Origin of the sequence: Azospirillum sp. CT11-132, assembly GCF_047302835.1 — a bacterium.
Taxonomy (GTDB): Bacteria; Pseudomonadota; Alphaproteobacteria; order Azospirillales; family Azospirillaceae; genus Azospirillum.
In genome coordinates, this window is sequence record NZ_JBGLZA010000003.1 from 122,744 (window position 1) to 149,381 (window position 26,638).

Sequence of the window (26,638 nt, forward strand, 5' to 3'; positions counted from 1 at the left end):
ATGGCGGAGAAGAAGACCGTCGTCGTGACCCAGATCGGCAGCCCGATCGGCCGCAAGCACGACCAGCGCGAGACGCTGGTCGGTCTGGGTCTCAACAAGCTGCACCGGACCCGCGAGCTGGAGGACACTCCGGCCGTGCGGGGCATGATCGCCAAGGTCGCGCACCTGGTCCGCGTCGAGAACGAGGGCTGAGATCATGACCAAGCTTAATGACCTGCGTGACAACGCCGGTGCCCGCAAGGCGCGCATGCGCGTCGGTCGCGGTATCGGTTCGGGCAAGGGCAAGACCGCTGGCCGCGGCGTGAAGGGTCAGACCTCGCGTACCGGCGTGGCGATCAACGGCTTCGAAGGCGGGCAGATGCCTCTGCACCGCCGCCTGCCGAAGCGTGGTTTCCGGAACATCTTCGCCAAGGAATACTCAGTGGTGAATCTGGGCATGATCCAGAAGGCCATCGACCTGGGCAAGCTGAACGCCGCCGAGACCATCGATGCCGCGGCGCTCAACGCCGCCGGCGTCACCGGCAAGGTGAAGAAGGACGGTGTCCGTCTGCTGGGCAAGGGCGAGCTGACCGCGAAGGTTTCCTTCACGGTCGCCGGCGCGTCCAAGTCGGCGATCGAAGCCGTCGAGAAGGCGGGTGGCAGCGTCACGCTGACCGCTCCCGCCGCCGAAGCCGCCGAGTAAAGTTCCGCGACAAGCCCGCGCTTGCGCGCGGGCTTTCGTGGCACTACAAAAAGCGAAGTCGCGAGGGGCGGCCTGCGTCATGCAGTGCCGCCCCGTTCGCGCTTACGGGACAGGGATTGGACCATGGCATCAGCGGCCGAGCAGCTTGCCGCCAACATCAATTTCGGGGCTTTCTCCAAGGCGACCGAGCTGAAAAAGCGGATTTGGTTCACCTTGGCGGCCCTGATCGTCTACCGGTTGGGCACTTACATCCCGATTCCGGGCATCGATCCGCACATCCTGCAGGACGTGTTCAAGCAGCAGGGCAGCGGCATCCTGGGCATGTTTGACATGCTGGCCGGCGGCGCGCTGCACCGCATGACCATCTTCGCGCTCAACATCATGCCGTACATTTCGGCGTCGATCATCGTGCAGTTGCTGACCGCCGTGTCGCCGCAGATGGAGGCGATGAAGAAGGAAGGCGAGGCCGGGCGCAAGAAGCTGAACCAGTACACCCGATTCGGCACGGTGGCACTCGCCACGGTGCAAGCCTACGGCCTTGCAGTCGGTCTCGAGTCGATGCGCGGCTCCACGGGAGCGGCGGTGCTCGACCCGGGCCTGTTCTTCCGCGTCGCCACGGTCATCACGCTGGTCGGCGGCACCATGTTCCTGATGTGGCTGGGTGAGCAGATCACCGCCCGCGGCATCGGCAACGGCACCTCGCTGATCATCTTCGCCGGTATCGTCGCGGAACTGCCGCGCGCGCTGGTCAACACGCTGGAACTCGGCCGTCAGGGCGCTCTGTCGACCGTCTTCATCATCCTGATGCTGCTGATGGCCGTCGGCGTGGTGTTCTTCATCGTCTTCATGGAACGCGCCCAGCGCCGTCTGCTGGTGCAGTACCCGAAGCGACAGGTCGGCAACCGGGTGTTCGGCGGCGAAGCGTCGCACCTGCCGCTCAAGATGAACACGGCCGGCGTCATTCCGCCGATCTTCGCGTCGTCGCTGCTGCTGCTGCCGCTGACCGCGGTGGGCTTCGCCGGCGGCGAGGGGCCGGAGTGGCTGCAGGCGGTGTCGCGCTACGTCGCGCACGGCACGCCGCTCTATATGCTGCTGTACGCCTCGCTGATCGTGTTCTTCTGCTTCTTCTACACCGCCATCGTCTTCAACCCGACGGAGACGGCCGACAACCTGCGCAAGTATGGTGGCTTCATCCCGGGCATCCGTCCGGGCAAGAACACCGCCGACCACATCGACTATGTGCTGACCCGGTTGACGGTCATCGGCTCCGCCTACCTTGTGGCGGTTTGTCTCCTCCCCGAAATCCTGATATCCCAGCACTCGGTTCCGTTTTATTTTGGCGGCACCAGCCTGCTGATCGTGGTCACCGTCACGATGGACACGGTTGCGCAGATTCATTCCCACCTGCTGGCTCACCAGTATGAGGGATTGATCAAGAAATCTAAGCTTCGGGGGAGAAAGTAATGAACCTCATACTGCTCGGTCCGCCGGGCGCCGGGAAGGGGACCCAGGCGCGCCGTCTTGAAGACACTCGTGGTCTGGTGCAGTTGTCGACCGGCGACATGCTCCGCGCCATGGTGGCGGAAGGCGGGCCGCTTGGGCAGCAGGCGAAGGAGATCATGGCTGCCGGCAAGCTGATGCCGGACGAGCTGATGGTCAGCATGATCGCCGAGCGCATTTCGAAGCCGGACGTGAAGAACGGCTTCATCCTCGACGGCTTCCCGCGCACCGTGGCCCAGGCCGAGGCGCTCGATAAGATGCTGGACGAGAAGGGCCTCAAGCTCGACCATGTGATCGAGATGCGGGTGGTCGACGACGTGCTGGTGGAACGCATCACCGGCCGCTACACCTGCGCCAAGTGCGGCAAGGGCTATCACGACAGCTTCGAGAAGCCGAAGGTCCAGGGCGTCTGCGACGTCTGCGGCAGCACCGAGTTCAAGCGGCGCGCCGACGACAATGCGGAGACGGTGACCACTCGTCTGGCCCAGTACCATCAGCAGACGGCGCCGATCCTGCCCTATTACCAGGGTCGTGGCGTGCTGAAGGTGGTGGACGGCATGGCCGACATCGATGAGGTGACCAAGCAGATCGAGACGATCCTCGCCAGCTGAGGATCGCCGCCGGTCGAATGTGAAAAGGCCGCAGTCTCCTTCGGGAGGCTGCGGCCTTTTTCATCGTCGGGGCAGAATGCAGAGATCAGGCGCCGGCGTCGTCGGTGGTGGGCGAGGTGCCCGCCTGGACCGCCGGCTCATCGGTCATGGTGCGGTAGCGCGCCAGAATCCAGCCGAGATGCGCGGTGACGGCATTGGCCGCGGCGTCGGGGTCGCGCCGGGCGATGGCCTGATGGATGGCGCGGTGGTGCTCGATCATCAGCGCCTCATGGTTTTCCATGAAGGGCTCGGTGTGCTTCATCTCCACCATGTTGCCGAGGATGTCGCGGATGGTCGACAGCAGGTGGAGATAGACCGGGCTGCCCGACGCCTGGGCGACGGCGACGTGGAAATCCATGTCGTCGGCCGCGCGTCCGCCGTCGCGGTTGGTTTCGCTCATCGCCGCCAGGATGCGGCCGATGGTGTCGATCTGCTCCTGCGTTGCGCGTTCGGCGGCACGGCGGGCGGCCCAGCTTTCCAGGGCCATACGGATCTCGACGAGGTCGCACAGGTTCTGGTGGGTGCTGCGCACCATGGTGGTGAGGGCGCCGTCCATCACGCCGGCCGATGAGACCACGCGGGTGCCGCCGCCCTGGACCGCGGTGAGGAATCCCTGGGTCTTCAGCTTCTGCAGGGCGGCGCGGACGGACACCCGGCTGACATGCAGCTGTTCGGCCAGCTGGCGTTCGCCCGGCAGGCGCTCCCCCGGCACCAGCTCGCCACGCGCGATGCGGTCGAGAAGCTGTTGGGCCACCCACTCCGAAATGCGCTGCGAGGAGGAGGGGACGTGAGCGCTGTCGTCGGTGCCGGACACGGGTTGTTCCCCTTTGGTCGGAAGGCGGTTCATCGATGATCGGTCCTACCGGTAACGGTCCCCGCGGGTGCGGTCAATGGGGCACAGGCACGCTGCGGCGCCTTGCCCGCGGGGCGGAAAAACATTGCGGCGATGGTCCGGCGCCGACGGTTCAACGGCCGCAGGGGCGAGCCATCAGGATGCCCACCAGGATCACCGCGGCACCGATCGCCTGCAAGGGCCCCAGGGGTTCGTTCAGCAGGATCCAGGCGAGGATTGCCGCCGCCGCCGGCTGCAGCAGGAGGCTGACCGACGAGAAGGAGGCCGGCAAGTGGGCCAGCGCGTAGGCGATCAGGCTCTGGCCGCAGGCATGGCTGAACAGGGCGAGGCCGGCCAGTACCGCCCATCCATTTGCGCTCGCCGGAAGCATGGCTTCGCCGTCATACAGGCCGATCGGCAGCAGAACGGCGGCGGATATGGCGCCGCTCCAGGTCATGATGGTTGCGGTGGAGAACTCGGCGCGCAGCCGCCCGACCGACAGGATATAGCCGGCATAGAATCCCGCGGTCAGCAGACCGAGCGCATCGCCGAACAGGTGGTCGGCGTTTAGCTGGAAACTTTGGCCCATCAGCACGATGGCACCGGCCAGCGCCAGCAGCATGCCGAGGACGAACCGGCCGGTGATCCGTTCCTTGAACAGGAACCATGCGGCCGGCGCCACGTAGAGCGGGGCAAAGTTGGCCAGCAGCGTGGAATTGGCGACCGACGTGTAGCGGATCGACGTGTGCCAGATCGCAAGGTCGCCGGCGAAGAACAGCCCGGCGAGCGACAGGCGCGCATAGTCTGAAAGCGAGGAGGGTCGCCGGCTGGCCCGTCCGCCCCGCTGCCGCGATTCGCTGCCCATCCACAGCGCCAGGACCGGGGTGGCCAGTGCCGTGCGCCAGAAGCCGGTGGCGACCGGACCGACCTCCGACAGCCGCACGAAGATGGGCGCGAAGGCGATGCCCAGGGCGCCGATCAGCAGCGCGATCAGGGCGATGCGCTGCGTCCGGTACAGATGGTCGGCGGTGAAGGCACTGGCGTCTGGCATGGACCGCTTATATCCGCCGTCCCACCGCCGGGCCAGCGGGACGCAAGTCATGGCTGCCGTGCGTCTCCGCAATTCCCCTGGAGGCTGCCGGATGGGGTGCCGATCAGCGCGGCCGGATGCGGCGAAGCGAGACCGCCTCGTCGTCTTCGGCGCTGTAGTCATCATAATGGACCGGGCAGCGGCCGTCCTTGCGCGGCTTGTCCTTCACCGTCGCCGGATACCAGTCGCCCTTCCACTGGACCTCCACCCGCATGCCGGGCTGGCACAGCGACGCACCGGCCTGATAGGCGGCGTTTGGAGCCGACGCCATCGGGTCCTGGGCGGCGCCCGGCGGGATGGGGCTCAGCATCGGCGCCGCGGCGAGTGCGGGGGCAGGCTTCTCCTGGTCGCAGAAGGCGGTGCAGACGCGCTTGGCGATCACCTGTCCGCCGCAGCTTCCGCCGAAGCAGTCGCGATAGTCGGCCTCGCACCGCGCTTCGCAGTTGCTGTTGCCGCAGGAGTAGGAGCGGTCGAAATCGCTCACCGACTTCTTGATCGGCTTCTTCTCCGCCTGCTGGCGGTTGACATAGGACTGATATTCATAAAGCGCCCGCGACCGTGCCTCGTTCACGCAGGCCTGCTGCGACATGCCGCAATTCTGACGGCAGTAATTGCGGTTCTGCTGGCACTGGTTGACGCAGAGCCGGCCTTCGGCCGAGCTTGGCGGGACGAGGCTGTATTGCGTCTCGTAAACGGGTCCGCAAGCGCTGAGCAGCGCCATCACGGCAAGGCAGAGGGTGAGCAGGCGAAGCATGCGGGGCGTCTTCCGGGTGGGTTCGCGCAGAGAGGGAGTCGGAGCGTATCAGCTTGCCGTTCGGGCTACCACCATCGGGCGCGCTTCCGCCCGGCGCGGCGGTTGCGCTAGTGTGGCATATGGCTTCATCACCTTCCGAACATCGCCAGCCCGTCACCGCTCCCGCGCCGGCGCCCCGTGCGGCAGCGCCTCTGCTGGGTCCGAATGATCCGCCGCCGGCGACCACGCTGAACCCGGATGCCGGCGGGCCGCTGCTGCTGGTGTGCGACCACGCCTCGCGTGCGATTCCTGCGTCACTCGGCGATCTCGGTTTGCCGGAGGAACAGCTCTGCCGCCACATCGCCTACGACATCGGCGCGGCGGAGGTGACGCGGCGGCTGGCCGACCGCTTCGGCGCCACCGCGGTGCTGTCCGGTTTCTCCCGTCTGGTGATCGACCCTAATCGTGCGATCGAGGATCCCACGGCGATTCCGGTGGTCAGCGACGACGTGGTGATTCCCGGCAACCGCGCGCTCGATGCCGAGGCCCAGGCCCAGCGGGTGGAGGCGCTGTTCAAGCCCTATCACGCCGCGGTGGCGGCGGCCGTCTCGGCGATCCGCACCGGTGGACAGGTGCCGGTGCTGGTGTCGGTCCACAGCTTCACGCCGGCAATGCGCGGTGTGGCGCGGCCCTGGCACATCGGCGTGCTGTGGGACAACGATCCGCGCCTGCCGGTGCCGCTGATCGAGGCGCTGAAGGCCGATGGCCGCTGGTGTGTCGGCGACAACCAGCCCTATTCCGGCCGTGGCACGCTGGGCGGGACCGTGGAGACCCACGCGACGCCCGCCGGCTATCCCAATGTCCTGCTGGAGGTTCGGCAGGACCTGATCGCCACGCCGGAGGGTGCCGAGCTGTGGGCGCAGGTGATCGGCGATGCGCTGGAGCCGTTGCTGTCCCTGCCGTCGCTGACGACCATCCACCATTATCCGCGGGCCTGAACACCGAATGGAAAGCGCCGTGCCAATGGAAAGCGCCGTGAGCGAACCGTCCTTCACCCTCGGTCTGGAAGAGGAGTATCTGCTGGTCGACCGCGGCACGCGCGACATCGTGCCCAGCCCGCCGGACGAGATGCTGGAAGCCTGTCAGGAACAGGCGCCCGGCCGCATCCACCCGGAATTCCTGCGCTGCCAGATCGAGGTGGGAACACCGGTCTGCAGGACGCTGGGCGAGGCGCGGACCGAACTGGCGGCTCTGCGCGCCACGGTGGCCGGGGTGGCCGACCGCTATGGGCTGGCGCCGATCGCCGCCTCCACCCATCCCTTCGCTGCGTGGGAGCCGCAGAAGCACACCAACCGCGACCGCTACAACATGCTGGCGCGCGATCTGGGGGCGCCGGCCCGCCGGCTGATGATCTGCGGCATGCATGTCCATGTCGGGATCGAGGACGACGACCTGCGCATCGACCTGATGAATCAGGTCCGCTATTTCCTGCCGCATCTGCTGGCGCTGTCGACCTCCTCGCCCTTCTGGCGCGGGCGCGACATGGAGCGCCGGTCCTACCGGCTCAGCGTCTGGCACGAGCTGCCGCGCACCGGCATGCCCGCCGGTTTCCAGAGCTTCGGCGAGTATCAGAGCCATGTCGCGGTGCTGGTGAATGCCGGGGTGATCGAGGACGCCAGCAAGCTGTGGTGGGACATCCGCCCATCCTCGCGATTCCCGACATTGGAGATGCGCATCACCGACATCTGCACCCGTCTGGACGATGCGGTGACGGTGGCGGCGCTCTATCGCTGCCTGCTGCGCATGCTGTGGCGGCTGAAGCTGCGCAACGTCACCTGGCGGCCCTACAAGAACCTGCTGATCGAGGAAAACCGCTGGCGTGCCCAGCGCTATGGCCTGGACAGCGGGCTGGTCGATTTCGGGCAGGGCCGCATCGTGCCCTATGCCGATCTGCTGGACGAGATCATCGACCTGACCCGCGAGGATGCGGAGCATTTCGGCTGCACGGCAGAGGTCGAACGGGCGCGCGAGATCATCAAGCGCGGCACCAGCGCCCATCGGCAGATCGAGATCTTCCAGGCGGCGCTCGCCGACGGCGCCGACGAGGACGAGGCGCTTCGCCGGGTGGTCGACTGGCTGGCGGAGGAGACGATGGTGGGGGTGGCGACCTGAGGGATACGGCTTAGGCGCCGCCCCCTCCCAACCGCCTTGACGCGCGCGTCATGTCTCCATACGCTTCCGCACCGTCGATGCCGCTGGAATGCGGGTTGAACAGGGCTGGCAAATAAAAAGCTGAAAAGCGAAGAGGGCCGCTCGTCGTTGGCGGCCCTCTTCCAACATCAAGGGGAGGGAGGAGCATGGCCGGCGCCAAGTTCCTGAAGTTCGATACGCAGAGCCTGCATGCAGGGCAAAGGCCCGATCCGGCGACCGGGGCGCGGGCGGTTCCGATCCACCTCACCTCCTCCTACGTCTTCAGCGACGTCGATCAGGCGGCGGCCCTGTTCAATTTGGAACGGCCCGGCCACATCTATTCGCGCATCTCCAACCCCACCGTCGCGGTGCTGGAGGAGCGGCTGGCGACGCTGGAAGGAGGGGTGGGCGCCGTCTGCACCGCCAGCGGACAGGCGGCTCTGACGCTCGCCATCATGACGCTGATGGGGGCGGGCGGGCACATCGTCGCCTCCTCCTCAATCTATGGCGGCAGCCGCAACCTGCTGGCCTACACGCTGCCGCGTTTCGGCATCACCACCACCTTCGTCCATCCGCGCGACCTCGACGGCATCCGCGCGGCAATCCGTCCGGAAACCCGCCTTGTCTTCGGCGAGGTGCTGGGCAATCCGGGACTGGAGGTTCTGGACGTGCCGAAGGTCGCGGCCATCGCCCATGAGGCCGGCATCCCGCTGCTGATCGACTCGACCTTCACCACCCCTTATCTCTGCCGTCCGTTCGAGCATGGCGCCGATCTGGTCTTGCATTCCTGCACCAAGTGGCTGGGCGGGCACGGCACCGCCATCGGCGGCGTGGTGATCGACGGCGGCCGCTTCGACTGGGAGGCGTCGGGCAAGTTTCCGACCCTGACCGAGCCCTATGCCGGCTATCACGGCATCGACTTCGCCGAGGAATACGGTCCGGCCGCCTTCATCGCCCGCGCCCGTGCCGAAGGCTTGCGCGATTTCGGCGCCTGCATGAGCCCGATGAACGCCTTCCAGATCCTGCAGGGCGTGGAAACGCTGCCGCTGCGGATGAAGGCGCACATCCACAACACCCGCAAGATCATCTGCTTCCTGGAAGGGGAGCTGAATGCGGAGAAGGGGGCGGTGGCCTGGGTCTCCTACCCGGAGCTGGTGGACCATCCCGACCACGCCCTGGCCGCCCGGCTGCTGCCACATGGCGCGGGCTCCATCATCTCCTTCGGCATCCGGGCCGGTGCGCATGGAGGCCGCGAGGCCGGGCGCCGTTTCATCGAATCGCTCAGCCTGTTCTCGCATCTCGCCAATGTCGGCGACGCCAAGTCGCTGGTGATCCATCCGGCCAGCACCACCCATGCCCAGTTGGATGCGGAGGCGCTCGCCGCCGCCGGGGTGGGGGAGGACATGATCCGCCTGTCCATCGGGCTGGAGGATTGCGAAGACCTGATCGACGACCTGAAGCAGGCGCTGCGCGCCGCCACCAAGGGCTGAGGGCCGCGCCATGCAACTGACCGTCAACGGAACCCCCGTCTTCGTCCACACCGGCGGCCGGGACATCGATTCCGCGCGCCCCGCAATCGTGCTGATCCACGGCGCCGGCATGGACCACAGCGTGTGGAGCCTGCAAAGCCGCTATCTCGCCCACCATGGCCGCTCGGTTTTGGCGATCGACCTGCCGGGCCATGGCCGCTCCGGTGGCGAGCCGCTGGGCAGCATCGCCGCGCTCGCCGATTGGGTGATCGCCCTGCTGGATGCCGCGGGGCTGGAGCGGGCTGCGCTGGTCGGTCATTCCATGGGCGCGCTGGTGGCGCTGGACGCCGCCGCCCGCCATGGCGCCCATCATGGTGGGCGGGTGGAGGCTATCGCTCTGCTGGGCATCGCGGAGCGGATGCCGGTCCACCCGGACCTGCTGGCCGCCGCCCATGCCGGCGAACAGTCCGCCATCGATATGGTGATCGGCTGGGGCTTTGGCCCGCGTGGCCATGGCGGCGCCCAGGGTGGCGGTTGCCCGACGCCGGGGCTGGCGCTGATCCCAGGCGGGCGCCGGCTGATGGCGTCGGTTCGTCCGGGCGTGCTGGGCGTCGATCTGGCCGCCTGCAACGACTATGGACAAGGGGCCGATGCCGCCGCGGCGGTCGATTGCCCGGCGCTGTTCCTGCTGGGGGCGCTCGACAAGATGACTCCGGCAAAGGCCGGCCGGTCGCTGGCGGCCCGCGTCAAGACTTCGCAGGTCGTCGTCCTGCCGCAGACCGGACACATGGTGATGACCGAAGCCCCCGATGCAGTGCTGGAGGCACTGACATCCTTCCTGTCCTTGCGCCGGGGATAAAGACGACGGGATAAGTGTTTCAGTGCCGAAATCAATGGCTTGGAGTGGGGTTAATCCTGACATGAACCATTGATGCCCCCTGATTACTCTGCATGGCGGGATCGAAGCCATCCCGCCATTCGCAGCAGGCTCGGGGGGTATCATCTTGCAGGATGGCGAGCATCGCGCGACCGCACTGGCTGTCGGCGCCCTGTTCCGCGATTGCCGGGAAGTCGTCGCACTGCTGTCGGCAGACGGGTGCGTGCTCCGCATCAGTGACGGCGTCGCGGATCTGCTGGGCCACCCTTCGGACAAGCTGACCGGCGCGTCGTTCGACGGCCATATCCATCCCGACGATGTGGAGGAGGCGCGGCGCCGGTTCCAGCTGCGCGCGGTGGCCCCGGCCGGCAGCAGTGGCCGCGCCGTTTTCCGTTTTCGCCATGCCGATGGCGGCTGGCGCTGGCTGGAAGTCACCACCCGCAACGAGTTGGCCGATCCGGCCATCGGCGGGCTGGTGCTGACCGTCCGCGACATCAGCCACCACATCGCCCTGTCGGAACGCCTGCGGGCCAGCGAAGCGCGCTACCGCACATTGGCGGAGGCGGTCCCGGTCGGCATCCTGCAGGCCGATGCCGACGGTCAGGTGCTGTTCGCCAATGCCCGGCTTGCCGGCATCACCGGGCTGGAGCCCGACCGGCTGCTCGGCGATGGCTGGTTCGATGCCGTCCATCCCGACGACCGGGCTCGGGTGGCGGCGGACTGGCGGCTGGACGCGACCGGCGATCCGGCGCCGACCGATTTCCGCTTCCACGACTCCGAGGGGGCCGGCGTCGACCGGCGGGTGCTGTGCCAGCGCATGGCCCTGGAGGATGGCGGCACCATCGCCACCATCACCGACGTCAGCGAATATGTGCACACCGCCAACGCCCTGCGCCTGTCGGAGGCGCGCAACGAGGCGATTCTCGACACCGCGGCCGAGGCGATCCTGACCATCGACGAGGCCGGCGTGCTGCACAGCTTCAACCGGGCGGCGGAGGCGATGTTCGGTGTTGCGGCGGGGGATCTGCTGTGGCGCCCTCTCGACCGCCTGATCCCGCTGACGGACCTACGGGAGGAGGGCGGCGTCCGGCTGGAGTTCGCGCCCGGCCAGACCACCGCGCTGATCGCCCGTGACCGTGCGGTGGAGGCGGAGCGCGCCGACGGCACCCGCTTTCCCGTGGAGTTGTCGGTCAGCGCCAGCGAGGTGGAGGGTCGAAGGCTCTACACCGCCATTCTCCGCGACGTCACCGAACGCCGTCGGACGGAGGCGGAGTTGCTGGCGGCCAAGGACGCGGCGGAGGCCGCCGACCGCGCCAAATCCACCTTCATCGCGGCGATGAGCCACGAGTTGCGCACCCCGTTGAACGCGGTGATCGGATTTTCCCAGCTTTTGGAGGCGCAGGCCGGGCGACCGGTTGGCGACGCGGGGCGGAACGATCAGATGCGCGATTGTGTCGGCGCGATCCGTCAGGCCGGCGAACAGCTGTTGGCGATCATCGACGACATCCTCGACATGGCGCGCATCGATGCCGGCGGGCTGTCCTTGACCGAAGCGCCCGTCGATTTGTCGGCGGTCGCCGACCGGGCCGTGGCAGACCTGCGCTTTCACGCCGCCCGTCAGAGTGTGACGGTCGAGGTGGTGGCCGATGGCGGGCTGCCGCCGATTCGTGGCGACCAACGGCGCCTGGTCCAGGCGCTGGGCAATTTGCTGTCCAACGCCATCAAATTCAGCCATCCGGGGGGTACCGTCACCCTGACGGCGGCATTGGCTGCCGACGGCTGGGTCGGGCTTTCGGTGCGGGACCGGGGCGTCGGCATGCGGCCGGAGGACATCGCGAAAGCCCTGACGCCCTTCGCCCAGCTTGACCAAGGTCCCACACGCCGTCACGAGGGCGTCGGACTCGGACTGCCGCTGGCATCGCGTCTGATGGAGGCCCATGGTGGGACACTCACGCTGGACAGCGCGCTGGGGCAGGGCTGTACCGCCACAATCCGGCTGCCGCCGTCGCGCATCATGACCGTCGCCGAGGTGCTGGCGGCGATGTCCTGATCTGGTCCGCGCTGCCCGGATGTGTCAGAAGCTGCTGCTTAGGATCCACCCGACGGACGGATGGCGAAGGAAAGGCAGGTGTGCGATGGCGGATCAGGACAGGTCAAAGCCGGCGGTGGTGCTGGTCAGCGGCGGACTCGACTCGACGACGGTGCTCGCCATCGCCAAGGCCGGGGGCTATCGGGTCAACGCCTTGAGCTTCCGCTATGGCCAGCGTCATTCGGTGGAGCTGGAGGCGGCGCGGCGGGTGGTCGCGGCAATGGGGGTGGAGCGGCATGTGATCGCGGACATCGACCTGCGCGCTTTCGGCGGCTCCGCGCTGACCGATGCCATCGACGTGCCGAAGCACGACAGTGCCGCCGATCTGGCGGCCGAGCTGGGGGAGGGCATCCCGGTCACCTATGTGCCGGCGCGCAACACCGTCTTCCTGTCCTTTGCGCTGGCCTGGGCGGAAACGCTGGGGGCGTCTGACCTGTTCATCGGCGTCAATGCCCTGGATTACTCCGGCTATCCTGACTGCCGCCCCGAATACATCGCGGCCTTCGAAACGCTGGCGAACCTCGCCACCAAGGCGGGGGTGGAGGGCACCAGCCGGTTCAAGATCCATGCGCCGCTGATGCAGATGGACAAGGCCGCCATCGTCCGCTGCGGGCTGGAGCTGGGGGTCGACTACAGCCTTACCCACTCCTGCTATGATCCGACGCCGGAGGGGCTGTCCTGCGGCGCCTGCGACAGCTGTCTGTTGCGCCTGAAGGGCTTTTCCGAAGCCGGAACGACCGATCCGATTCATTACGTCAGCGGAACGAGTAAGTAGCCGGTTCCCGTCGCTCCTGGGCGTCCGCGGCCGCAATCCCGACTTGCCGAACAAGATAAAATTTTATATAAAAGCGTATCGATTTGTTCGGGACGACGAGGGAGCGCAAGATGGCCGCCACCTCCTGGATGGGACAGCGCCTGAGCGGCCGCGCCGCCCGGGCTGTGCTGCGCGAGCATCGCCGTGCCAATGCCCGTAAGCGCGGCTGGTCGCGCGACATCGCCCGCCTGATGCTGGTCGCCTCCGTCCTGGTGCTGGCCGTGCTGGCGGTGGAGATCGGCCGCAAGGCTGTCACCATCCTCGGCCACAGCGCCGCCCAGCATTCGGTCGAGATCGTCGGCTGAAGACTTGGCCGAGGACTTGGCTTAGGGCAGGACCACCACATAGCGTTTGGTGGTGGCCGCGACCACCGTCCAGCTTCCCGTGAAGCCCGGTTCGATAACGAAACGGTCCCCGGCTTTCAAGGTCCAGGAGCGCCCGTCGTCATGGGCGACGACGCTCTCGCCCTCCAGGATCTCGCAATATTCCCACTCGTCATAGACGATGCGCCAGGATCCGGGCGTCGACCGCCACGTGCCTGCGAACCGCTTGCCGTCATCCGACTCGTAGCCGTTCCAGGTGGTGAAGACCGGTGACCCGGCCAGGATGCGGTCGGCGGCAGGCGCGCCGGTTTCCGGCGTGATGCCATCGAGGTCAGGCAGCATGGACAGGGTCATCGAAGGTCCTTCTCACCAGTCGGCCAGCAGCGCCGGCAGGTCGCGGATCGAGTCCAGCCGGCGGTAGTGATCGTCGGGCACCTCCGCCTCCTCATGCGCCCAGGTGATGGCATAGGGGATGTGGACGGCGTGGGCACCGGTGGCCAGCACCGGCAGGATGTCCGAGCGTACCGAATTGCCGACCATCAGGAAACGGGCCGGATCGATGCCGTGGCGGTCCATCACCCGCCGGTAGGTGGCCGGGTCCTTCTCGCTGACGATCTCCACCGCGTGGAACAGCTCCGACAGGCCGGAGCGCGCGATCTTGCTTTCCTGGTCGAACAGGTCGCCCTTGGTGATCAGAACCAGCCGGTGGCGGCCGGCCAGCGTCTCCACCACCTCCGCCACGCCGGGCAGCAGCTCCACCGGATGCTCCAGCATCGCCTTGCCGAAGTCGATCAGGCTCTGCAGGTCGCGGGCAGGGACATGGCCGTCGGTGACGGCAATTGCCGTCTCGATCATCGACAGCACGAAGCCCTTGATGCCGTAGCCATAGACGCGGAGGTTCGCCCGCTCCGCTTCCAGCAGGCGGCGGTCGAGGTCGGTAGGGTCCGCAGCATGAGCCAGCAGGCTGCGGAAGCGGTCCTGCGTCATCGAAAACAGCGATTCATTGTGCCAGAGCGTGTCGTCGCCATCGAAGCCGATGGTGTCGAAGGTCTGGCCGGCGGGGGTAATGGGGCTGTTCATGAACCTATCCACTGGTCCGCTGAATTGATCCGTAAGTAAAACAATACATCGCCCAAGTAGGTCGGCCTTGTCCAGGGGCTGTCGATGCAGGAGGCCATTATTGTCAGCGTAGCGAACCGTAAGTATCCGCAATGACGCTTTTGCCACAGATCGGTGACATTCCATGGCGAGTTCTTCGCTGCCTGCAAAGCGGGCATGTTGCCGTCGGGGGTGGCAACATGGCGCAAAGGAGCGTAATTATATTTCCACACAAGGAGGACGTGATCGCCGACCGGCGGACCCTCCATAACAAGACATCTCAGGAATCTCCATCATGGCAACCCTTCTGCATTCGGCCGAGACCGGCCACAGCACCTCCACCTTCGCCCATGTCGTCGAAGTCGCGTCGAACCTGCTGGGCCTGTGGCGCCAGCGCATCGTGACCCGCCGCGAACTGGGCTATCTGGACGACCGTATGCTCCAGGACATCGGCTTCAGCCGCCTGGATGCCGAGCGCGAGATGTCGAAGCCGTTCTGGCGCGAATGAGCGCTTGCACGCCGGCCGGCGAACGCACCGGAAAAGGCCGTTTCCGTTGATCGGAAACGGCCTTTTTCTTTGTCCGGTGCTTGGCATGTCCAAAAGCCAGGCTGCATAGAAAAGCGGCTGCCGGAAAAGAAAAGCCCGCCGCCGGTGAAACCGGCAGGCGGGCTTTTTCTTGGGCCGAGTCTGGGACGGGCAGGGTGTCGCCCTGCCGTCTCCTCAGATGCAGTAGTGGTGCAGCGGCGCGAAGCCGTTGAAGCAGACGGCCGAGTAGGTCGTGGTGTAGGCGCCGGTGGCATGGATGCGCACGCGGTCGCCAGCCTTCAGACCCATCGGCATCTTGTAGTCGGCACGCTCGTACAGCACGTCGGCGCTGTCGCAAGTCGGGCCGGCCAGGATCACCGCCTCGCGGTCGTCTTCCTGCTCATCGCCCAGCACCTCGATCGGGTACTGGATCGCCTCGTCCATCGTCTCGGCCAGACCGCCGAACTTGCCGATGTCCAGATAGACCCAGCGCTTGGGATCCTCGGCCGACTTGCGCGACACCAGGACCACTTCGCTCTCGATGATGCCGGCGCTGCCGACCATGCCGCGACCCGGCTCCACGATGGTCTCCGGCAGGTGGTTGCCGAAGTGGGTGCGCAGCGAGTCGAAGATCGCCTGGCCATAGGCGGTGCATTCCGGCACGTCGGTGCGGTAGCGGGTGGGAAAGCCGCCGCCCAGGTTGATCATGCCCAGGTCGACGCCCAGCACCTCAAGCTCGCGGAACAGCTGCGCCACCTGGAAAATGGCGTGGTCCCACTGCATCAGGTCCTTCTGCTGCGAGCCGACATGGAAGGACACGCCATAGGGCTGCACGTCCATGTCGCGGGCCTTCAGCAGCAGGTCGCGGGCCATCGGCAGGTCGCAGCCGAACTTGCGCGACAGCGGCCATTCGGCGCCCTCGCCCGAGGTCAGGATGCGGCAGAACACGCGGGCGCCGGGGGCGGCGCGCTCGATCTTCTCCAGTTCCGGCTCGCTGTCGAAGGCGAACAGGCGCACGCCCAGTTCATAGGCGCGGCGGATGTCGCTTTCCTTCTTGATGGTGTTGCCGAAGGAAATGCGCTCCGGGGTGGCGCCGGCGGCCAGCGCCATCTGGATTTCAGGGACCGAGGCGCAGTCGAAGGCGGAGCCGAGACGGGCCAGCAGGCTGAGGATTTCCGCGGCCGGGTTCGCCTTCACCGCATAGAAGATGCGGGCGTCGGGCAGGGCGTCGTGCAGATCGTTGTAGTTCTGCTCGACCACGTCCAGATCGATGACGAGGCAAGGGGTCTGCGGGCGCTGCTCTTCGAAAAAGCGCGCAATCTTCTGGGTCATCTCAGTCTCCTGGGACGCAAGATGATGGAACGGAAAGGGCGAAGTCGGGGGGACGGAGCGGCCGAGCGGGCCGATCAGCAACTGAAAAAGCTGATCAGGCGCTCAAGCCGCCAATACTGGATTGCCCCGTACAGAACCCTGTTCTGTCCGTGTGGTCCAGGAGCGGCAGATTTCGGAGACGGGTGAGCACGCGCCCACCCACAACAACATCAACCATCGTAACCTCCAAGTCGCCGCCTTGTTTAAGGGACGGTCGGGGATCACGCGTTACGTCGTTGCATAACCACATCTCGGAGACGCCGAGGGGCGGGCCAGCGGCACGTGCGCTTGCGAGTTCGCGTTACATAGATCCAACGCGATCGAATGCAAAGTGAAAAATGCCGTGTGCCCCAAAAAAGTGGCAGACCGTTTGGCAGGCGGAAAAACCGGAGTGATTTCATGGGCTTGACCGAGGTTCTGACAACGGAGGAGATGGGGTTGCGGCTGCTGGCGGCGGCCTTTTGCGGTGCGTTGCTTGGACTCGACCGCGAAATGCGGGGCAAGGCGGCGGGGCTGCGCACGCATACGCTGATCTCCATCAGCTGCGCCCTGACCACCATGGTTGCACTGGAGCTGTTCGCCGGCCTGCAGACCAGCGGCGACGAGCGGCCGAGCGACCCGGTGCGTGTCATCCAAGGGGTGGCGCAGGCGGTCGGCTTCATCAGCGCCGGCGTGATGTTCCGGTCCGGCGACAGCGTGCGGGGGGCGACGACCGCAGCGGTCATCTGGGTGGCGGGTGGGCTGGGCATCGCCTGCGGCGCCGGCTATTACACGCTTGCCGGCATGACGTTGGCCCTGTGCCTGATGGTGACCATCCTGTTCACCATCCTGATGGACCGCTTCCCGCAGTTGGGAGCGTCGGAGGCCGGGGCGAATTCGGAGGATGGCGACGGCAAGGCGCGGGAGCGGCGTCGCTCCACCTCCCGCCAGGGCCGGATCAGGCGGATCGCCCGCCACGCGCCGCGGGGATGACCAGCAGCCGGTGCGCCAGAAGCGCGCCCAACCCGACCAGACCGATGGCTCCCATCATCGGCAGGGCGGTGCCGTCGTTCAGATGGCCGACGACGATGCCGATGACCGCGGCGATGGCCATCTGTGCGAAGCCCAGCAGCGAAGAGGCCAGCCCAGCCATGGTGGGATAGGGGCCGACCGCGTTGGCGGTGGCGTTGGGCAGGGTCAGCCCGGCGCCCAGGATGAACAGGAAGACCGGGACCACGATGGCCAGCAGGTGCAGCACCCCGGCCAGCGCCAGCACCCCGCCCACCAACCCGCCGCCCAGCGACAGCAGCGTCCCGATGCGGATCATCCGCGCGCCGCCCAGCCGCGGCGTCAGCCGCCCGGCCAGGAAGGTGCCCAGCATATATCCCAGGACCACCGCGCCGAAGCTGGCGCCATACTGCGCCGGGGTCAGGTGCAACTGCTCGATCAGCACGAAGGACGAGCCGGAGATGAAGGAGAAGATGCCGCTGTAGGAAAAGGCCACCACCAGCACATAGCCGACGAAGCCGCGGTTGCGCATCAGCAGCAGGTAGTTGGCGGCGAGCCGGCCCGGCCGCAGCGCCTCCTCGTCGCGGTGGGCGTTGGTCTCGCCCAGCATCGACCACACCGCGGCCAGGATGCAGCAGGCGAATACGGTCAGCAGCATGAAGTTGGCGCGCCAGCCGAACCACTCCGTCAGGACGCCGCCCAGCATCGGCCCCACCGCCGGGGCGAGCGCCATCGCCATCGACATATAGGCCAGCACCGTCGCCGCCCGGTCGCGCCCGAACACGTCGCGCACCACCGCGCGCGCCACCACCGGCCCGCAGCAGGCGCCCAGAGCCTGGAAGAAACGGGCGGCGATCAGCGCGTCGATGCTGCTGGTCATGGCGCAGACGGCGCTGGCCGCCAGATAGATCGCCACCCCCACCAGCAGGGTCGGGCGCCGGCCGAAGCGGTCGGACATCGGGCCATAGACCAGCTGCGACACCGCGAAGCCGACCAGGAAGATCGACAGCGTCAGCTGCACCGTGGCGACATCGGTGTCGAACACCCGCACCAGAGTCGGCAGCGACGGTAGGTACAGGTCGGTGGACAGCGGGCCGAAGGCGACCAATGCCGTCAGCAGGACGCGGATGGACAGGGAATCGGGACGGGGCATGGAACGGCTTTGAAGCGAAGCGGAAACGGGGCGGCACTGTATCAGATGAAACCACCGCCGCCAGCGTGGATCGCTTGCCATCCCGTCACTTGGCCGGCAGCACCATGCGGATGCAGCGCGCCAGCACGGTGTTGCCGGTCATCTCGCGGTAATTCTGGATGATGATCGGCTCGGCCGCCTTGCATTGCTCCATGCTGGCGAAATCCAGCGTGGTCGGGCCGCCCTGGTTCAGCATGAACAGCAGCATCAACACGCGCTCCATCCTGCACGCCCTCCGGTCAGCCGGCCGCCAGCACGGCGCGGGCGGCGACGGCGTCCTTCACGATCTGGTCCTTCAGCACGTCGAAGCTGGGGAACTTCATCTCCGGCCGCAGAAAGTCGATCATCTGGACCCGCAGATGCAGATCGTACAGGTCAAGGTCGACGTCGAACAGGTGGGCCTCCAGCCGGGCGACCGTGCCGTCGACGGTCGGGCGGGCGCCGAGGTTGGCGACGCCCGGCAGCCAGACGGTCTCGCCGGCGCGGTCGATGCCGGCGCGCACCGCATAGACGCCGAAGGCCGGGCGCAGATACTCGCCCAGCTCGATGTTGGCTGTGGGGAAACCGATGGTGCGGCCGCGCTGGTCGCCATGGACGACGCGCCCCTCGATTTCCCAGGAATGGCCCAGAACGAAGGCGGCCTCGCGCGGCCGGCCGGCGGTCAGCGCATCGCGCACGCGGGTGGAGGAATAGACGCCGCCCTGCTCGTCGGACACCGGCCCGACCTCCGTCACGCCAAATCCCTGGGCGCGCCCGGCCTTCAGCAGAAAGGCGGGATCGCCCGACCGTTTATGCCCGAACAGGAAGTCATAGCCGCAGACGACGTGCCGCACGCCCAGCCCGCCGATCAGAACCTCGTCGACGAAGGCCTGCGCGGTCTTGTGGCGGAAGCTGTCGTCGAAATGGCAGACGATCAGCTGGTCGACGCCCAGCGCTTCGATGTGGCGGGTCTTGACGCGGAAGGGCGTCAGGCGGAAGGGCGGGTCGTCGGGGCGGAAGACGCTGCGCGGATGCGGTTCGAAGGTGACGACGGCCGACGGCACGCCCATTTCCGCCGCAAGGCGCTGGGCGGTGCCGATGACCGTCTGATGCCCGCGGTGCACGCCGTCGAAATTGCCGAGCGCAACGACGGCGCCCCGCTCTTCGGCCGGCAGGTCGGCGGTGTGTCTGTACAGTCGCATGCGCGCCCCGGTGCTGTGGGCGGACCCCGGCGGGTCCGCTTGCTCGGGCGTCTATATAGACCGACGCCGGCGCGGGGTAAACGCGCCGGCGTGTTTTACGCTCCCAAGCAGGCCGATTGGCCGGAGTGCTGGCCGCGGCCGATCAACCGCGAGAGGGGACCATCAGCAGCGCCTCGCCCTCGACCACCACGGTCTCGCCGACGGTGCAGACGGTCTTGATGACGCAACGGCGCTTTTCCGGGATCAGTTCGGTGATGGTGGCGCGGGCGGTGACGGTGTCGCCGGCGCGGACCGGCGCCTTGAACTTCAGCGTCTGGCTCATGTAGATGCAGCCCGGCCCCGGCAGCTTGGTGCCCAGCACGGCCGAAATGAAGCCGACCGTCAGCATGCCGTGGGCGATACGGCCCTGGAACATGGTGGTGGCGGCGTATTCCTGGTTGATGTGGACCGGGTTGGTGTCACCGGAAATGCCCGCGAACAGGACGATGTCGGCTTCCGTCACCGTCTTGGCGAAGCTTGCCGTCATGCCGACGGACAGGTCTTCGATGCAGTATCCTTCGATATCCTTGCGGACCTGACGCACGTCGTCCATCGCAGCAATTCCTCTTTCTCTCGGTGCCTGTTCCGGCGTCTGACGCCTGGGCGCCGCGCCGTTCGCTGCAGTGCGTGGTGTGCGCCGCAGCGATGGGAATGGCACCACGTCTCCTCCAAAAATGCAAAAAAATCTCTAACGTTCCGCACAAGTCCGCAGGAAAGGCGGATGCCCCCTTCGGCAGGCTTCGCCGCAATCGAAGCCGTTATGGTGCCGGTGGATTACTTCGGGCCGAAGGTATAGTGATGGAAATGGTGCCGGATCAGTGGCTTAACGGTAAAACTCACAGCTGCGGGGCGGCTGCGCCACCGCTGGTGCGACTTTGTCGTCGCCAGATGGTGCCCTGCCGGTGAAGCCCGTTTCTTTTCAGAGGCCTGACCATCCGGTGACTGTTGGTTCGGGGATTGAACGGAAATCCGGCAGCGGGCGCGGCTAATCGGAAGCCGTCTTCGCCGCGCCGCAGCATTACTTGCCGGACCCGGAGTGCGACACTGTGTCGCTTTTGCTTCCCCCGCTGCTGCCGTTTCGGCGGGTGTCCCCCTGGGCGACCTGGCTGTCGGGGGTGAGCTGGTCCACCTTGTCCTCCACCTTTTCGCGGGCGGCTTCGGTCGGCTGCTCCGACGGCTTGACCTCCACCGTCACCGGCGCGGTGCCGTCGTCGATCATGTCCAGCTTCTTGGCGGCAGACCGCGACAGGTCGATCACGCGACCATCGACATAAGGGCCGCGGTCGTTGACGATGACGTCGACGCTCTTGCCGTTCTCCTCATTCGTGACGGTCGCCTTGGCGCCCAGCGGCAGGGTGCGCGAGGCGGCGGTCGCCTTGTTCTGGTTCATCGTTTCGCCGCTCGCGGTGGTGCGGCCATGGAATTTCTGGCTGTAGAAGGACGCTTCCCCCTTGTGGACGAGGATCTCCTCGCCATCCTCATGCTCGACATGCACGGGCGGAACCTTGGCCTTTCCATTCGCCAGCGCAGGGACGGCAGTCCCACTCAGGGTCGCGGCGGCAATCGCCAGGACGATGATGCGTGTTGTCTTCATCGGTTCACCTCCAACGGCGGACCAACGGCATTCAAGGAAAAGAGTTCCCTCTCGCAGCCGACACAAGACATCCCTACTATTTCTGGTTTTCTATATCTTGACGAATTCGAAATGGGTGGCCCATCCGGGCGCTCTTCCGGTCTGCAACACAACGGTCAGGGGAGAAAGCATGGCCGATGATGCCGCTTGGACTGCATCCGAATTTGCGGCGAAGCCCGGCGGCGGAACCGCTGCCGACCCGGCCTCCGATTCCGTGGAGATGCGCTTCGTCGCGATGCCCGATGGGGCCAAGCTGCGCGTCGCCGTCTGGCCGGTGCCGGAGCGGGTTCGCGGCACGGCGCTGGTGCTGACCGGCCGGGCGGAGTTCATCGAGAAATATGCCGAAACCGCGGAGGCGCTGGCCGCCCGCGGCTTCCGCGTCGTGGCGTTGGACTGGCGCAATCAGGGCCTGTCCGACCGGCCCTTGCCCAACCGGCAGATCCACCATCTGACCGACTTCGCGACGCTGGTGGACGATCTCGACGAGGTTCATCGGCAGGTGGTGGCACCGGTCGCCGCGAAGACGGGCGGGCCGCTGATCCTGCTGGCCCATTCCATGGGCGGGCTTGTGGCGACGCTGGCGCTGGCCCGCCATGCCGACGATGATCCCGACCGCTATGCTGCCGTCCTGCTGTCGGCGCCGATGTACGCCATCCACAGCGGGCCGCTGCCGCGCTGGCTGGTCCGGGTGCTGGCCGACGTCGGGCTCGCCTGCGGCCTGGGTGCCCGCTATGCGCTGGGGCAGGGCGACTACGACCCGGCGGAGGGGCGCTTCAGCCTGGACAACAAGATCACCGCCGATCCGCGGCGCTACGCCGCCTTCCACGGCCCCTATGCCGAGCGGCCGGAACTGCGCGTCGGCGGCGTCAGCTTCGCCTGGGTCGCCGCCGCCCTGGATGCGGAGGATGCGCTGCGCCATACCCTGCCGCTGGAGCGGGTGCGCACGCCGGTGCTGCTGTTGAGCGCGCCGGACGACCGGGTGGTGCGGGCGGCGGCGCACCGCGCGGTGGTCGCCCGCCTCGGCAACGCCCATCTTGCCGACTATCCCGGGGCGCGGCACGAACTGCTGATGGAATGCGACGCCATCCGCGACCGGGTGTGGGCGGACATCGACGCCTTTCTCGACAGGACCCTTTAGCACAAGACTCTTGCGCCGGCCGGCGGCTCTGTCGTCGGATAGGTGCCTTCAGGACCAAAGGTGCCCAGCAGCATGACCGATTTCTGGACGGCGTCCGGTTTCCACCTGTTGACCCGCGATGCCGACAACCATCTGGCGGTGACGCCCGATTTCCTGCGCGCCTACCTGCTCCGGCCGGAGATGCGGCCGCCGGAAGAAGCCTGTGACGCCGAGCGCACGCTGCATGCCGCCTTGCTGGACGATCCGGCGCGGACGGTGCCGGCACCGCTGCTCGACGCCATCGCCGACCCGGATGCGCGGGAGAATTTCCAGGTTTGGCTGGCCTTCCGCGATCGGCTGCTCGCCGCCGGAACGCTGGAAGGCTGCTACATCCGCCTGTTCCGCGAGGGTGCCCGCGGGGTGCCCGGCCTGTTTATCGACCAGTTGGTCCACGCCATCCTGCGCGGCATCCTGGATGAAACGCCGTCCGGCCTGCGGGCGCGGGCGGGGGAGCTGTTCTTCCGCGAACAGACGGTGTCGGTGGAGGACGGCCGCGTCCGCGTCGCCGATGCCGAGACGGTGGAGACAATGGCGGCGTCCGGCGGCTTCGGTTCGCTCGGCCGTCTGGTGGTGGAGGCCGGCACCGCTCCCCGCAGCGTCGAATTGGACATCCTGGACGAGACCAACCACCCGCTCTATTGGGGCCGTGACGCCCGTCACGACACCGTGCTGGACATCACATTCGCCGCGGCCGGGCTGGACGCGCTGGCCCGCGTGCTGGAGGCCTGGGTCGGGCATTTCCTGGGCGTGACGGTCAGCATCCAGCCGGTGCAGAACATCCGCGACGACCGCTGGGTCTGGCATGTCGGGCTCGACAGTTCCGCCACCGCGATCCTCAACGACCTGTACAATGGCGTGGAGGTGGGGGAGGACCGGCTGGCCCGCATCCTCGCCCTGTTCCGCCTGGACTTTGCCGATCCCGCCGCCATGCGCCCCGATCTCGCCGGCCGGCCGGTCTATCTGGGGCTGGCGATGACGGAAGTACGGCGGCTGAAGCTGAAGCCGCAGAACCTGCTGGTCAATCTGCCGCTGGCTTCGGTGGCGTGAGGGGGCGGCGGCCTCCTCAATCCCCCAGCAGCGCACCCACCGGCTTCAGCGGTTCGTGCGCGTCGAACAGGATCTTCAGGATCGCCAGGATCGGTACGGCCAGCAGCGCGCCGGGAATGCCCCACAGCCAGCCCCAGAACAGGATCGACACGAACACCGCGATGGGGTTCAGCGACAGCCGGCGGCCGACGATCATCGGCGTCAGGAAATTGCCCTCCAGCGTGGTCAGCGCCACGAAGGACAGCGGCGGCAGGATGATGGTGCCGAGGCTGTCGAAGGTCAGGACCGATACCAGGAAGAACACGCCGGTCATCACCGCCGGGCCGATGAAGGGGATGTAGTTGGCCAGCGCCACCATCACTCCCCACAGCGCCGGGTTCGGCAGCCCCCACATCCACATCACCAGCCCGGTCGCCAGACCCAGCACCGCATTGATGACGGTGATGGTCAGCAGATAGGCGGCGATGTTCTGCTGCAGCGTCGCCGCGACCATCGCGTAATGCACGCGGTCATCGACGTTGCGCATGGTGCCGATCAGCGACTCCAACGAATGGCGGCCGCGGGCGAGGAAGAAATAGAGCAGCACCAGCAGGATCACGACATTGGCGAGAACCGATTCGACCTGGCTGACCGCCTGTTCCATCAGGGTCGGACCGCGCACCACCACTTCGCGCACCGGCCCGGCCTCGCCGGTTTCCTTGGTGATCTCCTCGATCTGGCGGGAGGCTTCGCGGGCGCGGTCGATGCCGGCGCGGATGTCGCCCAGCTTGAATTCCAACTCATGCAGGACCCGCGGCATGCGGTTCACCCACTCCGCCGCCGGGGTGGACAAGGTATAGACCGCCAGCAGCACGCCGCCGAACAGCATGACGACCATGACGGCGGCGCCGAGCCCCTCGGGCACCCCGACGCGGTAGAGGGCGCGGACCAGCGGTCGCAGAAGGAAGCTGAGGATCAGCGCCAGCATGATCGGCAGCAGCACGTCGCGTCCGAAATAGAGCGCGAACAGAACGGCGATGACGAACAGGCCGACGACGGCGATGGTCATCGGATCGCGGCGGTGGCCGGGTGAGGGCAAGGGTTCGGTCGCCGGTTCCGGCGTGCCGGCAAGCGGGGCCTCGGGGGCGGAGGGAAGCGAGGCGAGCGGGCTGCGGTCTGTCATCGCGGTGGCCGGACCTCCGGAGGGAGGCGCTTGACGGCGGCGCCCGACCCTCCGATCTAGGGGAGTGTTTTTCCGGGCCGCCCACCCTGCGGTCCCCGCCCGTCCTTGCCGGAGACCCGATCGAGATGCGCAGCCCGTTTCCCCTGATGAACGCTTCCGCCGGCCTTTTGGTTCTGGGTCTGTTGACCGCCGCGCTCCCGCTGCGTACGGCGGCGGCCGACGAGGTGGTCGGCCGCTTCTCCAACGACTGGACCGGCAACGGGTTGGAGATCCAGGCGATCGAGGATCCCAAGGTGAAGGGAATCACCTGCCATCTGGTCGATTTCGACCGCAGCCTGATCGACCGGCTGAGCAAGGGCAACTGGTTCGAGGACCCTTCCAACGCCTCCATCGCCTGCCGTCAGACCGGGCCGGTGACCGTCGGTGACATTGAGTTGTCGCAGAAGGGGGAGGAGGTCTTCTCCGAACGGAAGAGCCTGATTTTCAAGTCGATCGCCATTCGCCGCATCTACGACCGGCCGAACGACACGATGGTTTATGTGGTGTACAGCCGACAGGTGAAGGACGCCTCGGCCAAGACCTCGATCTCCACCGTGCCGTTGTTCGCCGCGAATGCGACCTGGACGAAGGGCAAGCCGGCGGCGAAGTGAGGGGGCTGGCGACTTGGGAACCTGCAGCTTTGGATGGCAAGGTTGACACGGATGTCACGGATTTAGACACGGATTACACGGATTTTTTTTGATCTTGCGGACGCCCCGGCTTGTCCCGGAAGCCCGGGCTCTGGGACGCCATATCCGTGAAATCCGTGCCTAAATCCGTGTAATCCGTGTCGATCTTGCCCGCACCCGCAGGACGCAGCAAAGATCGACCGACTTCACCCGACGATCCGCCCCAGCCGCACCGCCGTCTGGCCGGCTTTCACCCGGCGGGCGGGCATGATGAGGACGCAGTCGTCATGGGGCGTCAGGATCGCGCGCGTGTCGTCCCAGCCGATGACGGTGCCGGCGCGGCCGATCACCTCCATGCCGACGAAGGGGGCGGTGAAGCGGAACCGCTCGGTGGAGGCGGTGACGGCGTCGGTGACCTCGACCACCCGCTGCGGATCGCTGCGTGGGCGCAGGCGGGGACCGTTCATCGGTGGATCGATCATCTCCAGGCCGCGAAGCAGGCGCAGACAGCTTTCCAGCGCGACCGTCGCCGTCTCGGTCCGCCAATGCTGGCCGCATTCGACCAGGATCGCGGTGTGCGACCCCTCCGGCTCGGCGAAGCTGCCGTAATCGATCAGCCGCTTGCCCCCGGCATGGCCGCCGTCCGCCACCACCCAGGCCGGATAGCCGAGTCCGAGCGCCAAGTCGCGCCCGCGCGTGGTCCGGCCGCACAGGGTCAGCGGCGCGGTGTCCGCCGTCATCGAATGCAGGTCGAGCAGCAGGTCCGCCGACTCGTAGACCGGGCGCAGGACGCGGGCGCGGCGAAGCTCCACGCTATCGCGGCGGCCGTCGAGATGTTCCGGCGACCACAGCCGGTTGAAATCCTCGTCCAGATAGCGCGAGGCATAAGGGTTCTGGCGGTCGAAGGTGGCGTAGGCGGCGGTGTTGGCGAAGACGAAGGTCAGCCGTCCGCGCGTCGGCCGCAGCCCCATCCGCAGCAGCGCATCCAGGGCGATGGCGCCGCACAGCTCGTTGCCATGGACGAGCGCGTTCAGCACCACATGCGGCCCCGGCTCCGCCGCCGACAGGCTGGTGACGTGGTCGATGCCGGTGTTGCCACGCCGGTGGGGCGCGATGTCCGGCGGGGTGAGTTCGACGGGGGCGAAGAGCGGGTCGGTCAAGCGGCAGCTCGCCAGCGGTGGGCGCTCCGAACAGTATGGCGGACCAAGCGACTCCGCGCCAGTGTGGGCCGGTTGGGTAGGGCGGTTTTTTTGGCTGATGCGCGCTGTGCGATGTTGCGGCAGCATGGCAGGATCATGACGAATTGCC

General features: G+C 67.0%; 29 protein-coding genes. 16 read left to right on the forward strand and 13 right to left on the reverse strand.

All coding sequences use genetic code 11. From position 1 onward, the window contains the following. The 4 genes from rpmD to ACCD06_RS06365 all read left to right on the forward strand — a co-directional run bounded on the left by rpmD (position 1) and on the right by ACCD06_RS06365 (position 2,793). Complete coding sequence (gene rpmD, locus ACCD06_RS06350; protein WP_014246903.1) at positions 1–192, forward strand: 50S ribosomal protein L30; 192 nt, start codon at positions 1–3, stop codon at positions 190–192. A 4-nt stretch (positions 193–196) separates the two neighbouring features. Continuing rightward, a complete protein-coding gene (rplO, locus tag ACCD06_RS06355; protein ID WP_109154398.1) occupies positions 197–682 on the forward strand; it encodes a 50S ribosomal protein L15 in 486 nt (161 codons plus the stop codon). Between the two features lie 123 nt (positions 683–805). Continuing rightward, entirely contained in the window at positions 806–2,146 is a 1,341-nt protein-coding gene (gene secY, locus ACCD06_RS06360) for a preprotein translocase subunit SecY (RefSeq protein WP_136705169.1), read from the forward strand. Beyond that, the gene (locus ACCD06_RS06365) at positions 2,146–2,793 is read left to right on the forward strand and encodes an adenylate kinase (protein WP_413339549.1); all 648 of its coding nucleotides are present in this window, start codon (positions 2,146–2,148) and stop codon (positions 2,791–2,793) included. Before secY ends, ACCD06_RS06365 begins: the two co-directional genes overlap by 1 nt. Before the next feature lie 85 nt (positions 2,794–2,878). Here ACCD06_RS06365 and ACCD06_RS06370 read toward each other — a convergent pair whose 3' ends face one another. The 3 genes from ACCD06_RS06370 to ACCD06_RS06380 all read right to left on the reverse strand — a co-directional run bounded on the left by ACCD06_RS06370 (position 2,879) and on the right by ACCD06_RS06380 (position 5,508). Continuing rightward, positions 2,879–3,646 (reverse strand): FadR/GntR family transcriptional regulator, encoded by a 768-nt coding sequence (locus tag ACCD06_RS06370; protein WP_413339551.1) that lies wholly within the window; start codon positions 3,644–3,646, stop codon positions 2,879–2,881. Between the two features lie 151 nt (positions 3,647–3,797). After that, positions 3,798–4,715 carry a DMT family transporter gene (locus ACCD06_RS06375; RefSeq protein ID WP_413339553.1) on the reverse strand — a complete coding sequence of 306 codons (918 nt, stop codon included), beginning with the start codon at positions 4,713–4,715 and terminating at the stop codon, positions 3,798–3,800. Between the two features lie 103 nt (positions 4,716–4,818). Then, complete coding sequence (locus ACCD06_RS06380) at positions 4,819–5,508, reverse strand: agenet domain-containing protein (RefSeq protein ID WP_413339555.1); 690 nt, start codon at positions 5,506–5,508, stop codon at positions 4,819–4,821. Positions 5,509–5,627: 119 nt separating this feature from the next. On the opposite strand from ACCD06_RS06380, the gene ACCD06_RS06385 reads away from it, so the two are divergent. From ACCD06_RS06385 to ACCD06_RS06415, 7 genes are all read left to right on the forward strand, one after another. Beyond that, positions 5,628–6,485, forward strand: a complete 858-nt coding sequence (locus ACCD06_RS06385; protein ID WP_413339557.1) for an N-formylglutamate amidohydrolase — start codon at positions 5,628–5,630, stop codon at positions 6,483–6,485. A 37-nt stretch (positions 6,486–6,522) separates the two neighbouring features. After that, on the forward strand, positions 6,523–7,659 hold the full coding sequence (locus tag ACCD06_RS06390; protein WP_169055042.1) for a carboxylate-amine ligase: 1,137 nt from the start codon (positions 6,523–6,525) through the stop codon (positions 7,657–7,659). A 185-nt stretch (positions 7,660–7,844) separates the two neighbouring features. Next, complete coding sequence (locus ACCD06_RS06395; RefSeq protein ID WP_413339559.1) at positions 7,845–9,167, forward strand: O-acetylhomoserine aminocarboxypropyltransferase; 1,323 nt, start codon at positions 7,845–7,847, stop codon at positions 9,165–9,167. A gap of 10 nt (positions 9,168–9,177) precedes the next feature. Next, on the forward strand, positions 9,178–10,005 hold the full coding sequence (locus ACCD06_RS06400; RefSeq protein ID WP_413339561.1) for an alpha/beta fold hydrolase: 828 nt from the start codon (positions 9,178–9,180) through the stop codon (positions 10,003–10,005). A 145-nt stretch (positions 10,006–10,150) separates the two neighbouring features. Further along, the gene (locus ACCD06_RS06405; RefSeq protein ID WP_413339563.1) at positions 10,151–12,073 is read left to right on the forward strand and encodes a PAS domain S-box protein; all 1,923 of its coding nucleotides are present in this window, start codon (positions 10,151–10,153) and stop codon (positions 12,071–12,073) included. Positions 12,074–12,158: 85 nt separating this feature from the next. Continuing rightward, entirely contained in the window at positions 12,159–12,887 is a 729-nt protein-coding gene (gene queC / locus ACCD06_RS06410) for a 7-cyano-7-deazaguanine synthase QueC (RefSeq protein WP_413339565.1), read from the forward strand. A gap of 110 nt (positions 12,888–12,997) precedes the next feature. After that, positions 12,998–13,231, forward strand: a complete 234-nt coding sequence (locus tag ACCD06_RS06415) for a hypothetical protein (protein WP_136705178.1) — start codon at positions 12,998–13,000, stop codon at positions 13,229–13,231. Between the two features lie 21 nt (positions 13,232–13,252). Here the strand turns inward: ACCD06_RS06415 and ACCD06_RS06420 are convergent, their stop codons facing one another. Together ACCD06_RS06420 and ACCD06_RS06425 are read right to left on the reverse strand one after the other, a co-directional pair. Continuing rightward, positions 13,253–13,603, reverse strand: a complete 351-nt coding sequence (locus ACCD06_RS06420) for a cupin domain-containing protein (protein WP_136705179.1) — start codon at positions 13,601–13,603, stop codon at positions 13,253–13,255. A 12-nt stretch (positions 13,604–13,615) separates the two neighbouring features. Further along, positions 13,616–14,329 (reverse strand): HAD family hydrolase, encoded by a 714-nt coding sequence (locus ACCD06_RS06425; RefSeq protein ID WP_109076325.1) that lies wholly within the window; start codon positions 14,327–14,329, stop codon positions 13,616–13,618. 313 nt (positions 14,330–14,642) lie between these two features. Between ACCD06_RS06425 and ACCD06_RS06430 the strand changes: the two genes are divergently transcribed. Then, positions 14,643–14,855 (forward strand): DUF1127 domain-containing protein, encoded by a 213-nt coding sequence (locus ACCD06_RS06430; protein WP_136705180.1) that lies wholly within the window; start codon positions 14,643–14,645, stop codon positions 14,853–14,855. Between the two features lie 213 nt (positions 14,856–15,068). Here ACCD06_RS06430 and ACCD06_RS06435 read toward each other — a convergent pair whose 3' ends face one another. Next, positions 15,069–16,205 carry a type III PLP-dependent enzyme gene (locus tag ACCD06_RS06435; RefSeq protein WP_109076327.1) on the reverse strand — a complete coding sequence of 379 codons (1,137 nt, stop codon included), beginning with the start codon at positions 16,203–16,205 and terminating at the stop codon, positions 15,069–15,071. Between the two features lie 438 nt (positions 16,206–16,643). On the opposite strand from ACCD06_RS06435, the gene ACCD06_RS06440 reads away from it, so the two are divergent. Then, positions 16,644–17,216, forward strand: a complete 573-nt coding sequence (locus tag ACCD06_RS06440) for an MgtC/SapB family protein (protein WP_413339569.1) — start codon at positions 16,644–16,646, stop codon at positions 17,214–17,216. Here the strand turns inward: ACCD06_RS06440 and ACCD06_RS06445 are convergent. From ACCD06_RS06445 to ACCD06_RS06465, 5 genes are all read right to left on the reverse strand, one after another. Then, positions 17,182–18,384: a multidrug effflux MFS transporter gene (locus ACCD06_RS06445; protein WP_413339571.1), complete on the reverse strand. Its 1,203-nt coding sequence runs from the start codon at positions 18,382–18,384 to the stop codon at positions 17,182–17,184. The two genes, ACCD06_RS06440 and ACCD06_RS06445, sit on opposite strands and share 35 nt — an antisense overlap. A gap of 85 nt (positions 18,385–18,469) precedes the next feature. After that, the gene (locus ACCD06_RS06450; RefSeq protein WP_167393315.1) at positions 18,470–18,646 is read right to left on the reverse strand and encodes a hypothetical protein; all 177 of its coding nucleotides are present in this window, start codon (positions 18,644–18,646) and stop codon (positions 18,470–18,472) included. Positions 18,647–18,662: 16 nt separating this feature from the next. Beyond that, positions 18,663–19,604, reverse strand: coding sequence for a bifunctional riboflavin kinase/FAD synthetase (locus ACCD06_RS06455; RefSeq protein WP_109076330.1), 942 nt, complete (start codon positions 19,602–19,604; stop codon positions 18,663–18,665). 142 nt (positions 19,605–19,746) lie between these two features. After that, entirely contained in the window at positions 19,747–20,196 is a 450-nt protein-coding gene (locus ACCD06_RS06460) for a MaoC family dehydratase (protein WP_109076331.1), read from the reverse strand. A gap of 465 nt (positions 20,197–20,661) precedes the next feature. After that, positions 20,662–21,237 (reverse strand): septal ring lytic transglycosylase RlpA family protein, encoded by a 576-nt coding sequence (locus ACCD06_RS06465; protein ID WP_109076332.1) that lies wholly within the window; start codon positions 21,235–21,237, stop codon positions 20,662–20,664. 169 nt (positions 21,238–21,406) lie between these two features. Here ACCD06_RS06465 and ACCD06_RS06470 point away from each other — a divergent pair, with 169 nt between their 5' ends. Both ACCD06_RS06470 and ACCD06_RS06475 read left to right on the forward strand, forming a co-directional pair. Further along, positions 21,407–22,414: an alpha/beta hydrolase gene (locus ACCD06_RS06470; protein ID WP_413339574.1), complete on the forward strand. Its 1,008-nt coding sequence runs from the start codon at positions 21,407–21,409 to the stop codon at positions 22,412–22,414. A 72-nt stretch (positions 22,415–22,486) separates the two neighbouring features. Next, on the forward strand, positions 22,487–23,500 hold the full coding sequence (locus tag ACCD06_RS06475) for a DUF6352 family protein (protein ID WP_413339576.1): 1,014 nt from the start codon (positions 22,487–22,489) through the stop codon (positions 23,498–23,500). 16 nt (positions 23,501–23,516) lie between these two features. Here ACCD06_RS06475 and ACCD06_RS06480 read toward each other — a convergent pair whose 3' ends face one another. After that, positions 23,517–24,662 (reverse strand): AI-2E family transporter, encoded by a 1,146-nt coding sequence (locus ACCD06_RS06480; protein ID WP_413339578.1) that lies wholly within the window; start codon positions 24,660–24,662, stop codon positions 23,517–23,519. 125 nt (positions 24,663–24,787) lie between these two features. Here ACCD06_RS06480 and ACCD06_RS06485 point away from each other — a divergent pair, with 125 nt between their 5' ends. Continuing rightward, positions 24,788–25,312 (forward strand): CreA family protein, encoded by a 525-nt coding sequence (locus ACCD06_RS06485; RefSeq protein ID WP_413339580.1) that lies wholly within the window; start codon positions 24,788–24,790, stop codon positions 25,310–25,312. Between the two features lie 224 nt (positions 25,313–25,536). Here the strand turns inward: ACCD06_RS06485 and ACCD06_RS06490 are convergent, their stop codons facing one another. Further along, complete coding sequence (locus ACCD06_RS06490) at positions 25,537–26,490, reverse strand: succinylglutamate desuccinylase/aspartoacylase family protein (protein ID WP_413339582.1); 954 nt, start codon at positions 26,488–26,490, stop codon at positions 25,537–25,539. Positions 26,491–26,638 lie beyond the last annotated feature (148 nt).